Here is a 10,669-nt window from a genome sequence, read left to right as displayed (position 1 = left end):
CACCTCCACGGACGCACCGGACCTACCTCACCCACCCCGGCACTACACCTGACCAGCACGAACCCAGCCCCACACTCGGTTTCGAGAAGCCTTCTCAGGGTTTCCAGGTGCGCAGGAACGAGGCGATCCGCTCGGCAGTAGAGCGGGGGTTGTTCAGCTCATGGGCGAGTGCGGTGAGCTGTTCCCGGGTGGGGTTGACGGGGATGTTGCTGGCCTCGAGGTACATGACGGCAACGGCGCAGGCGACGGTGAGGTTGGAGCGTTCCAGCCACCGGCAGCGGCCCAGGGTGTGTACCAGGGCGGCGGCGCGGGCGAAGGCGCCGTCGTAGACGGGAGTTTCGAAGAGTTCGCCGCGGTGGCGGGCGACGGCGGCGATAGGGACGCCGTAGTCGTCGGCGGCTGGATCGCGGTGCCCGGCGCGCTCCGCTACTTCGAGAACCCAGGACTCGTCGACGTGCAGGATCACGCGGCCGCGCCCGGCTGCTGCTGGTCGTATGGGGCGTCGAGCTGCTGCTCCAGGTCGTCGAGGAACGTGCCGTGCTCATCGATGAGCCGCTGGGCGGCTGCCATGCCGGCAGCGCGGGCGCCGGTGGTGTCCTCGATGATGAGCCTCTCGACGTACTTGTTGAAGTCGAGTCGGCGGGAGCGGGCGGCAGCCTTGCCAGCCTCCAACACGCCCTCGTCCAGCCGGACCTGCGTCTGCCTATTCGTAGCCACATTTCATGGTAGCAGGGTGGTAGCAGGGGCAGGCGCGAGCTGGGTACGGACGTGGTCACCATCTGCCGGTTCCGTACTTGGAGCGGCCCCTTTTTGAGGGAGCACCCCGCAGAACGGCGCCTCGTTGCGCCCGGGCGGTTCTACGATGACGCCGATGGCTTCCTACGCGAAGGACCCGCACTGCATCGCCATGGCCGAGGCCTTGGTCCCGTTGCTGCGCCGATCCTGCCCCGAGAACGCCGGCGGTTACGGCGGCTCCTACCAGGTGAACCTGGACGACGAGGAAGCCGTCGGGCTCGGTGGAGTCGAACTGATCCGGGCTGCGATGCGCAGGGCGGCCCGGCAGCTCGGCTGGAAGGTCGAGACGATCGGGTGGATCGGCACCCGCCACGGCACGATGGTCGCCGTTCGGGACACCCGCGAGGTCCCCGAAGAGCATCGGGTTGTCGTTGACGCCGCGAGGTACGAACGCATGAGTGCCGCGGTGGCCAGGGTGTCGTCTGAGCCCGGCGAGACTCCCGTTCAGCGCGGCTCAGCTGCCCTGATGACGCAGGAGTTCCGCGCGGCTGTCGCTGAGGCGAGCGCCTGACCAGACGGCACCGCAGGCCTCGGTCGGCGCGTGGGGTAAGCAGCGGTGGATCAGCTGAGAAACGCGGGTCCGCGAGACGGTGACGGACGCAGGTACCGCAGTTGCAGCACCGTCTCGTCGGCGGCCAGCACCAGGCCCAGCAGGGCGCCGGGCGGCATCGACCGTCTGAGTTCTGTGACCAGGGCGTCGGTCCAGCCGCCGTCCCACGCCTCTTCTTCGTCGTCGGCGTCGTCGGGGTCGTCAGAGTCAGAGAGATGTTGCACAAGGCCTGCTCCTCCGGCTTGTCACAGGGACCGCAGCACCGCCACGACCTTGCCCAGGATCATCCCGTCGTTTTGGGTATTCCGTTGCCGCAGAAATTCGTTGCGGGAACGCGAAGGGGCTCCGACGGTGCCGGGATCCCACTCGTTGTGGTGGATCAGCGCTGCAGGCGGCGCCGGGGCCGGACTGGTTCGGGTGTGACGAGACGGAGGGGGTCCGCAGACCCCCTCCTGCGTACTCAGATCGCTTGGACGGGGGCCGCATGCGTCGGGTGGCGATGGTGATCCCGTCCGCGGTGACTCCGGCGGCGATCTGCCGCGCCTTCGGCCGGATCAGCCGATAGCCGAGCGGGCGAAGGCAACCGTGGCGCCGAAAGCGGCTCCGCCGGCGAGCGCGGCGGTGGCCAGCGGGCTGCCTGCGGCGTGAGCGAGGAACCCCGCCGCCGTGGCGACCTGGAGGCCGATCAGCAACACCGCTGCCGAGCGCAGGCTCAGCAGCGGCTCCTGGGACCTGTCGCTCCTTGCCATCAGATCGTCCTCCGGAGCTGAGCTGCGGCCCGCTCGATGATCTGGTCGCCCGCCCTGAGGAGCTTGCGCCTTACTCGGGTGCCCATGGCGACGTCCTGGTCGACCAGTTCGGGTGCCTGAAGCCAGTTGAGTTCGGGATTCTCGGCCCAGACCCGTGCCACCCTCTGCTCGGTTTCCTTGAGCCGACGGGTCGCGTAGCGGACGTACCGGGCGTCAAAATGCTCAGACCAGGGCACAACCCTGGCGATAGCCAGCGTTTCCGGCCCCGGGGCCGGAGACAGCAGGTCCAGCCCCTCCGGCAGATGGCTGATCATGCGACCCATGACCTGATGATCGCCGTCCAGGTCGTTGCCCTCCCGGGCGTACTTCCGCAGGATCGCACGCACAGCGTCGGCGTCCTGGAGGTCGACCTCTTTCTCCCACTCCCGGAAGATCAGGGCCATGGCCAGGGCCTGGGCATGGTCCTCCGTGGGAGGCCGGAGGCGAAGGTGCGTGTAGAGAAACTCGTGCATCGGATCGTGGTCGCCGTCCAGGTAGGCGTCCAGAGCAGCACGTGCCGCCCAGACGATCGGCGCCCCGAGACGTTCGATCCGCCGAGCGACGGAACGCAGAGGGGTCAGCAGATCGTCCGGGAGCCCCCGCAGCAGACCCGCCAGCTCAGGAATGTCGAAGACGTGGCTCCAGACCGAGGCGAGCGAGTCACCGAGGGAGTTAAGGGTGGGCAGGTCAAGGTCGCGGAACGCGTGGAGGGTGTCGTCTGCGATGCCGATGGTGGCCAGGCTGGCGATGCCCGCGTCGGCGAGGGACAGGTCCTTCAACGCGGCGGAGATCTTGTCCCCGGGCGCCCAGTCAACAAGGCCGGCGACCGACCTCGCGAACCCCACCGAGGCGAACGCGTCGCCGATCGGGTTGACCTTGGGCAGCTTCAGATCGATCGGGGCGAAGCTGTTCCAGACCGAGGCGAGGGTGTCGCCGAGGGGGTTGGGGTCGGGCAGGTCAAGGTTGCCGAAGGCGTGGAGGGTGTCGTCTGCGATGCCGATGGTGGCCAGGCTGGCGATGCCCGCGTCGGCGAGGGACAAGTCCTTCAACGCGGAGGCCATGTCGGCCGCAGGCGCCCAGTCGACCAACCCGCCCCCGATCCCCTTCGTGAACTCCATCGAGGAGATCGCGGAACCCATGGTCTCGAACGACTGCCATCTGTTGGACAGCACCTGCCCGACGCCGGTGCTCTCGAACTTACTGGAAAGAATCGAACGCAACGTGGCCACTGGGCCCCTCCTTGCAGTTTGGAAGCGTCTCTACTTCCTGGCGGCGAGAGCGGGCCGTTCCGGCAAAAAATTTTCGCCAGTACGATGTGATCTGCATCACTGCTCGGTGTTCTGGTTTCGCGGACCCTCGATGTCCCGGCTCCAAGGTAGCCGGGCCCTCTGACAACAGGGGTGCCCTTGGCCCCCGAGTGCAAGACTCGCCGCTGTGTGGCCGGACGGCCCGGCGGGCCGCCGGACGCCTGCGCCCGGAACTGCTGCGCTGCGGGCCCCTGGGCTGGACGCCTACCCGTGGCAGGCCGCGATCGACGCCCTACCAGCCTGACCAGCACCGAGCCGCCCTGAGTCGGGGTGTTGGACAGTCGAAGGCGGCCCAGAGCCAGCTGGAATGGCTCCGGACCGCCTTCACGGCTGTCTGCGCGTCAGTGACTGCCCCCTGGGCAGGGACCGGTCACGTAGGCGTGACGGCGGACGCTGTGACCACGGTGCCGTCGTCCAGGAGCACCGAGCCGTGCGCGACGAAGTCGTCGTTGCGTGCGTGGTGGTACTGAAGAGGCCCGGTGGCATCGAGGAGCGTGGCGAGGGCATCGTCCAGGGAATCCTCGGACGTCAGGACGACGTGGACGCAGGGGGTGCCGTCCTCGTCGTACACATGGACGCTTTCGGCCTGGTGCGTCCAGTCCTGCCGGGCCCACGGGATGAGGGCGCGTACCCGGCAGCTGACCTTGGAGGCAGGCTGGGTGCACGGCTTTTCCTTGAAGGGCTGGTCGGAGTAGAGGTGGCTGGCGTAGACCGGCGTACTGCTCCATGTCCCGCGTACGTGGGCATGGCCCATGAACTCGGTGCGGTCATGGACGATCGGCGCGTTGAGGGCTGCGCCGATCCGGTCCAGGGGCCCACCTCGTCGGTGTACGGGAGCCCGGTTTTCACCAGCAGGCGGACTCCCTCCGGGAGGGTGGTGTGGAGCCCGGCGCGTAATCCGGCGACGGCTCCGAGGTGATCCAGGAGGCTGGCCGCAGCATCGAGCAGATCGGGGAGCTGGTGCAGGCGAGGCTTCTCGTTCACGATTCCGTTCTCCTGTCGGTTCTGGGTGGCCAGGCTGAGGGGGTCGGCAGCGAGGGTCTTACGGTGGGCGTGCTCGGCGCCACGTTCGTCACCGAAGTACCGGAGTCACAGCTGACATGGCTGGCCGGTCAGCGATGGACGACGTCCCGGCCGATGTCACGGTGGGCCAGTTGCACGACCAGGCCCCGGTCGGCGAAGGCCGTCGCCGCGTCGGCCAGCCCGTACGCGGCGGCCTCCTTCACGTCGCCGGCAACGACGGCGTGCAGCGCCATGGCCGTGACCGCGGCACGATGACGTCCGCCGGCGCACTGGGTGACCACGGTGATCGGCGCCTTCGACGGTCCGGCCAGGAACGCCAGGATCTGCAGCGCGGTCGCCGCGAGGAGCTCGCGCACGCCCGGGGTGCCCATCACCGTGTCGCGCACCGCCTGGTCGTGTGCGGTCAGCTCGCGCAGGTCCGCACTGATGTGCGGGTCCCTGAAGTGGAAGCGGAGGTCCACCGCGACCGTGGCGCGCGTCAGGATGTCGGCGTACTCGGACTCCTTCGCGTCGTGCAGGCGCCCCGTGGACACGATCGTCACGTCGGGGGTGGGCGGCTGGGCGATGACGCGGTCGCGCTCGTCGTCCCACGCCGTGGCATGGGTGTCCTCGCGGCCGTCGGCCCACCGGACCACGATCTCCCACGGTCCCCAGCTGTCCGGCCGGTCGTCGATCCTGAGGACCTCGTACTCCTGGCCCCAGTACCCGTTGTAGTACCGGCCGCCGACCTGCTGGGGACCGATCTGACGGGCGATCCATTCGGCGTCCTCGCCGTCGGTGGCCGTCGTGTCGATGTGGCTGCTCACTTCGGTGTTCCCTTCCTCGTCGGTGTAGGTCCCGGCCCGGCGCCGCGGCCGGGCCGGAGTCCGTGGTGCGGGATGTGGTCAGTCGGTGCCGCCGGTGTAGGGCGGCGGGTTGGTGGCGCCGGCGAGTGCGGCGGCCTGGTCCCCGGTCAGCAGACCGTGAGCGTCGATGCTGGCGGCCACGGCTTCCACCTGGGGCCACAGCATCGACAGCAGCAGGTCGGCCATCCGGCACGCCGTGGTCCACGACATTCCGGAGGGGGGCGTCGTCCGGAAGGTCCTCGTCTCGGGTGAGGACATGGCCGGCGCTCTGGAACGAGGCGGCGGTGTACTCGAAGTCGTCGTGGTGCGCGCACGCGGCCTCGCTGTCCGCAGACCACAGGCCCGCGGACTTCAGGTAGCGGGCCTGCGCGCGCTCGCCGGCGGCGCACCGGGCGGCGAGCCGCCAGAACGGGATCGGCGGCCCGTCGGCCCTGGTGCGCCCGGTCAGCGACCACTCGACTCCCTCGGCGGGCACGTCGATGACGCCGGTCACCGTGATGTGCGCCCCGTACGCAGCGGCGAGGACGGCGTGCCCGGCCTCGTGGAAGGCGGCCGACGCCGCGTGCGGCGGCCGTGCTCATGCCGCGGCCTGGACGGTGACGACGTCGATGGTCCGGATCCCGGCGGGCAGCACCGGCTCCTGCTCCACGTAATCGCGCACCACCACCCGGTCACCGGCCTGGAGCGGGCGCCCGAGGGCCTGGTCGGCCACGGTGCAGCGGTCGTCGCGGATCCGGGCGTGCGCCGCCTGCCCCGCCTTGTCCTGCAGCAGGCGCACGTACCCGTCTCCCTGCCGGATCGAGGCGACCGACACGGTGGCCTCGACGCGCTCGCCCTCCGGCACCCGCGACAGCGGCTTCTGCGAGACGCCCAGGGAGGCGTGGTGCGCGACGGGCAGGTTCCCGACCATCGGCACCGTACGGACCGGGACGATCTCGCCCGTCCGGTAGGCCTCGGCCAGGTGGTCGAGGTACGACGGCCGGTGTCCGTCCGGCAGGTAGATCAGGGCGCACGCGCGGTCGAGCCGGGTGTACAGGTCGTTGAGCTCGTCGTCCGCGCTCCACAGGGAGTGCCGCTGCTCGGTCGCCCGCTCTTCGCTCGAACTCCGGTGATCCGTGCTTAGGAGCTGGGATCGGCGTCGTCGACACCGAACTCTCCGGTGACCCCGGTCTCGCAGAGCAGCGCGTCGTCGTGCCGTGCGCCCACCGGCCACAGCCTCACGCTGGGGCGCTCGTCGATGACGACGCACCCGCCCTCGCTGAGGAAGTAGGTGAACCAGGCGAAGGGCCGCTCGCCGCGGTCCATGTCGGGGTCGACCACGCCCGGGACGGCGCTGTAGGGGTAGATGGCCATGGAGCCCGGGACGGTCTCGCCCTCCTGGTCGACGCCCGGCCCGAACGTCCCCATGGTCACGTCCATGCGCATGCAGGCGGTGCAGTAGCAGTGCGGACGGACGAGCTGTCCGCGGTGGCCCTGCACCGACCACAGGGGCCAGTGACAGGTCCGGGGCAGCCAGCCGAGACGCTTTTGCGCGCGCACCCTCTTGGCGCACGCCTGGCAGTTCTTCGGGATCCGCCCGTGAGCCTCGATCATCCGCTCGTACGCGGCCCGGGTGTCGGGCATCCAGAAGTCGGCGAGGTTACTCCCGAGGCCGGAGCCCCAGTTGGGCTTGTCCTTGTGGGTGAGGGGCAGCATGTCCGGTGTGCCGGAGGCCTCCAGGGCGAGCGGGAGCAGCACCGCGGTGTCGGCGTCTGACGGCCACAGCCCGCCGGGCAGGCCGGCCACGATGCGCGCCGCCGCCGTGGCTGCGTCCGGGCGGGTCAGGTACGGGAAGCGGCTCGCGCGGTGCCCGTCGGGCGTGGAGATGTTCCAGCACTGGACGCTGCTGCCCTCGTAGGCGGGGTGCTGGCTGCGCTCGTTCGGTGCACCGTCGTGCGGGCGGGACCAGCCGGTATGCACGACCAGGCCGCCCGGCTGGAGGTAGCCGATGCCCGTCTCCACCTTCAGGTCGTCCGGCAGCGCGGGGGCGAACGCGATCTCGCGCTCCCCGGCGGTCTGGCTGATGTCGGCGCTCACGCCGACTCCTCAACGGGCTGCGGCACCATCACGACCGGGCAGCCGTCGCCGTTAAGGACGACCAGCGGACGGAGCTCGCTGGCGGCATCGAACACGGCCTGCCCGATGTCGTTGCCGCCGACGACGGCGTCCGGACTGTCGCTGACGTCCATGAAGTCCACCAGGCACTCCAGGGCGTAGCGCACGGCCTCGCGCGATTCGGTGAGCACCGGGGGCCGCAGGCCCGCCGTAGTGGCGGCCTGGTCGAGGTCGGCGTCGGGCGCGTCGTGGGCGATGCCCGAGCGGAGCGCCGCACGGACGAGGGCGGCCTGGTAGCCGGCGGGGTTGCTGCGTTCGCTGATCTTCACGGGCAGGTTCCTCCACATCCCATAAGTGGCTTGCCACTTTCTAAGGTAGCGCGACGCCTTGAAAGTGGCAAGCCACTTATGGAAAGGTTCTTGGTATGCCCCCTCAGCGACGCGACCGGCACCGAGACCCACTCCTGAACGTCCGTCCCGAAGCCACCCTCAAAACGCAGGCCACAGAAGCGCTCAGCACACGGAACCAAGAGATGCAAGGCTTCCTCGTGGCGTGCCTCAACGCACTGGTCGCCGACCCGGACGGCTTCCTGGAACAGCTCAAGGAGCACTGGCCTGCCGAAAAGCCCCGCGGCCGGCCGCGCAAAGCCACCTCGCCGCCGGCCGACGGCGACAAGACGGACAACGCCCCCTCGAACTGACCGGGTTCCTCTGCGGACGACGGCGCGTCCTTGTCAGACCCCGCATGCTGGCCTCGTGACTGAGGTCCGGGTGAAGAGGTGCGACACATGCCCGCAGGTCCCCGGACAGCGCCCGGAAGGGGGCGACGCTCCGATTGGAGTCCAGGAAGGCGATCGGCTGTCCAGCAGGCCGTTCGGGGGCCATCGCCGGGTCACAGCAGGCCTGGCTGCTGCCATTCGGTCCCGAGGACGTGGTGGTCGAGGAAGTTGAGGAACGTCTCGTACCACAGGCGTGTGTGGTTCGGCCTCAGGATCCAGTGGTTCTCGTCCGGGAAGTAGAGGTACTTCGCGGGGACTTCGTGCCGCTGCAGTTCCTGGAAGAGGGTGGCGCCCTGGCCGACGGGCACGCGGTAGTCCTTCGCGCCGTGGATGACCAGCATCGGGGTACGGATCTTCGCGACGTCCAGGTGCGGTGAGTCGGCCTCGTACCGCTCGGGGCGGGTCAGCGGGTCGCCGAAGATCCGCTGGAAGTACCAGGGCGCATCGGTGTCGCCCTGGAACATCCGCAGGTCCCACAGACCCGCATGGCTGATGATCGCCTTGAACCGGTCCGTGCTGGTGGCAACCCGGTTCGCCATGTATCCGCCGTACGAGCCGCCGGCGAGCGCCGTACGCGAGGCATCGATGTCGTCCCGCGCCTCGGCCGCGTCGGTCAGCGCGATCACATCCGTGTAGGGACGCCCGCCCCACTGCCCCCAGCCGCGCCGATGATTGATCTGCCCGTAGCCGGTCGACAGGGCCGGATCCGGCAGCAGCACCGCATAGCCGCGCGCGGCGAACGGCCAAGGGTTCCACCGCCACGTCCAGCCGTTCCAGCTGAACTGCGGTCCGCCATGGACGGCCACGAGCAGCGGAGCGGGCCGCTCGGCGGACGCGCCCTCGGGCATGACGAGCCAGCCGCGCAGCACGAAGTCGTCGTCCGCCGCGGCGTGCACCTCGGTGAGCGTGCCGGGCAACTGCCCGACGCCGCCTGGGGCGGGCAGTACGGCGGGAGTCTGGTCGACGACGTCGGCATCGATCCGGACGGGTGTCGGCGGCGCGTCGACCGCGTGGCGCAGGGCGTAGAGCGTCAGCCCGTCGGGGGCCACGGTCAGCGAGCCGTACGCGCCCGAAGCGGTGAGGCGTGTGACGCCACCGTCTGTATCGCGCCGGAAGACGGGGGCGTGCCCCTGTTCGTCGGACGTGAAGAAGAGCGTGTCGTCCACCGGTGAACAGGCGACGCCACCGGGCCAGTTGTCGAACCCGGGCAGCAGGTCCTGCACCGCGCCGTCGGCGAGGTCGATCCGGACGAGCGTCGCTTCCCAGGGGTCGTTGTACGTGGGGTAGCGCATCCGGCGGCACACGACGGCCGCGCCGTCGTGGGTGAACCGCGGCGCCTCGTAGAGGTGCTCCAGATCACCGACGACGTGGATCTCCTCACCGCTGACCGCGTCGGCCACCACCACGGCGGTGCGATGCTCGTCCGGGACCCGCCCGGGCACGAACCTGCGGTAGGCAACCCGTGTGCCGTCCGGCGACAGCGCCGCGTCCCCCGGATCCTCCAGACCGACCCCCTGCCCACCGGCGAGGACCGGCTCCGCGTCGACACCGGCACGGACGAAGGTGTGCGGCTGCACCGGTCCGAGGTCGTGGTCCCAGGCACGGGTCGGCCCGGCCTCATAAAGGATCGCCGTGATCTTCGCGTTCTTCCGCGCCGCGCGCAGCTTGCCGTGCGCCTCGGCGTCGGCGGCACCCGGCAGCAGCCCCGCGGTGTGGCACAGCGCGCCGGAGTCCCGGGCGACGGTGACCGTCGCGATCCCGCCAGGGTGCCGGGCCACGACGACGGCCTCCCCGCGCGGCGGCAGGGCCCACAGCGCGGCCCCCTCGTCCTCGTCGCCGTCCGCAGTGGCGCGGCCCGACAGGAAGTACAGCGTCCCGTCCGGACCGAATACGGGCCCCGACTCACCCTTGTCGGACCGGGTCAACCGCAGCGCGTCGCGTTTCCCGGTCGGATCGATCTCCCACAGGCCGGATACGAATCGCGTCCCGTCCCCGGACAGCGACTGCACGGCGGCGACGAGACGCGTGCCATCGACGGACAGGGCAAGGGAGTTGACGCGGGCACAGGCGACGAAGGCGGACAGATCATGGAAGGTGGACGGGCCACCGGAGGACTCGATCATGCGGGCGATTGTCGCCCGCGCGCCACACGGCCGGCCAGGGAGCCCGACGTGGAACGCCCCTCTGTCAGCAGCCCTTCCGGCACACTCGCACACGCATGGATGTAACGCCGTCCGTCAACGCCGTTACCGAGACGCTTTCACGGAACGGTAACTCCTGCCCCAGGGGCCTCACGACAGTCCTCACCTGCCGCGTCGAGGAAGGAAAACACCTACTGAGCAGTGTGTTGGCGCATGTGGTCCTCCTTGTCGTGTGTGACCCGTGGATGACCGTCCGGCCCCTCTCCACGGCGTGATTCACTGGCCCTTCGGCTCTCGACAGGGCCTTAGCGCCCAGCGCAGCGTGCGATCCATCGCGCACGCCTACCG

General features: G+C 69.9%; 14 protein-coding genes. 2 read left to right on the top strand and 12 right to left on the bottom strand.

All coding sequences use genetic code 11. The features are described 5' to 3' along the window. Nucleotides 1–94: 94 nt before the first annotated feature. Both ACFV9M_RS41245 and ACFV9M_RS41240 read right to left on the bottom strand, forming a co-directional pair. On the bottom strand, nt 95–466 hold the full coding sequence (locus ACFV9M_RS41245) for a fic family toxin-antitoxin system, toxin component (protein ID WP_385079298.1): 372 nt from the start codon (nt 464–466) through the stop codon (nt 95–97). Then, nucleotides 463–717 carry a hypothetical protein gene (locus ACFV9M_RS41240; protein ID WP_385079295.1) on the bottom strand — a complete coding sequence of 85 codons (255 nt, stop codon included), beginning with the start codon at nt 715–717 and terminating at the stop codon, nt 463–465. Before ACFV9M_RS41240 ends, ACFV9M_RS41245 begins: the two co-directional genes overlap by 4 nt. 154 nt (nt 718–871) lie before the next feature. Between ACFV9M_RS41240 and ACFV9M_RS41235 the strand changes: the two genes are divergently transcribed. Continuing rightward, nucleotides 872–1,306, top strand: a complete 435-nt coding sequence (locus ACFV9M_RS41235) for a hypothetical protein (protein ID WP_385079292.1) — start codon at nt 872–874, stop codon at nt 1,304–1,306. Nucleotides 1,307–1,356: 50 nt separating this feature from the next. Here the strand turns inward: ACFV9M_RS41235 and ACFV9M_RS41230 are convergent, their stop codons facing one another. The 9 genes from ACFV9M_RS41230 to ACFV9M_RS41190 form a co-directional block, all read right to left on the bottom strand. Beyond that, complete coding sequence (locus tag ACFV9M_RS41230) at nt 1,357–1,569, bottom strand: hypothetical protein (protein ID WP_385079289.1); 213 nt, start codon at nt 1,567–1,569, stop codon at nt 1,357–1,359. Nucleotides 1,570–1,899: 330 nt separating this feature from the next. Then, on the bottom strand, nt 1,900–2,094 hold the full coding sequence (locus ACFV9M_RS41225) for a hypothetical protein (RefSeq protein WP_385079287.1): 195 nt from the start codon (nt 2,092–2,094) through the stop codon (nt 1,900–1,902). Continuing rightward, nucleotides 2,094–3,362: a hypothetical protein gene (locus ACFV9M_RS41220; protein ID WP_385102724.1), complete on the bottom strand. Its 1,269-nt coding sequence runs from the start codon at nt 3,360–3,362 to the stop codon at nt 2,094–2,096. The genes ACFV9M_RS41225 and ACFV9M_RS41220 overlap by 1 nt, the downstream gene beginning before the upstream one ends. 448 nt (nt 3,363–3,810) lie before the next feature. Continuing rightward, a complete protein-coding gene (locus tag ACFV9M_RS41215; RefSeq protein ID WP_385079283.1) occupies nt 3,811–4,194 on the bottom strand; it encodes a hypothetical protein in 384 nt (127 codons plus the stop codon). A gap of 358 nt (nt 4,195–4,552) precedes the next feature. Continuing rightward, complete coding sequence (locus tag ACFV9M_RS41210) at nt 4,553–5,269, bottom strand: hypothetical protein (RefSeq protein ID WP_385079280.1); 717 nt, start codon at nt 5,267–5,269, stop codon at nt 4,553–4,555. Nucleotides 5,270–5,347: 78 nt separating this feature from the next. Further along, a complete protein-coding gene (locus tag ACFV9M_RS41205) occupies nt 5,348–5,566 on the bottom strand; it encodes a hypothetical protein (RefSeq protein ID WP_385079279.1) in 219 nt (72 codons plus the stop codon). Between the two features lie 319 nt (nt 5,567–5,885). Continuing rightward, nucleotides 5,886–6,218: a hypothetical protein gene (locus ACFV9M_RS41200; RefSeq protein ID WP_385079276.1), complete on the bottom strand. Its 333-nt coding sequence runs from the start codon at nt 6,216–6,218 to the stop codon at nt 5,886–5,888. A 209-nt stretch (nt 6,219–6,427) separates the two neighbouring features. After that, on the bottom strand, nt 6,428–7,384 hold the full coding sequence (locus ACFV9M_RS41195; RefSeq protein WP_385079273.1) for a hypothetical protein: 957 nt from the start codon (nt 7,382–7,384) through the stop codon (nt 6,428–6,430). Next, nucleotides 7,381–7,731: a hypothetical protein gene (locus ACFV9M_RS41190; RefSeq protein WP_385079271.1), complete on the bottom strand. Its 351-nt coding sequence runs from the start codon at nt 7,729–7,731 to the stop codon at nt 7,381–7,383. Before ACFV9M_RS41190 ends, ACFV9M_RS41195 begins: the two co-directional genes overlap by 4 nt. Before the next feature lie 203 nt (nt 7,732–7,934). Between ACFV9M_RS41190 and ACFV9M_RS41185 the strand changes: the two genes are divergently transcribed. Further along, entirely contained in the window at nt 7,935–8,102 is a 168-nt protein-coding gene (locus tag ACFV9M_RS41185; protein WP_385079268.1) for a hypothetical protein, read from the top strand. Between the two features lie 191 nt (nt 8,103–8,293). On the opposite strand, the gene ACFV9M_RS41180 is transcribed toward ACFV9M_RS41185, so the two are convergent. Further along, nucleotides 8,294–10,303, bottom strand: coding sequence for a S9 family peptidase (locus tag ACFV9M_RS41180; RefSeq protein ID WP_385079267.1), 2,010 nt, complete (start codon nt 10,301–10,303; stop codon nt 8,294–8,296). Between the last annotated feature and the right edge of the window lie 366 nt (nt 10,304–10,669).

Source organism: Streptomyces sp. NPDC059895 (assembly GCF_042731035.1).
GTDB lineage: Bacteria > Actinomycetota > Actinomycetes > Streptomycetales > Streptomycetaceae > Streptomyces.
The sequence above is the reverse complement of the archived record's forward strand: the minus strand, read 5'-3'. Positions and strand labels throughout refer to the sequence as shown.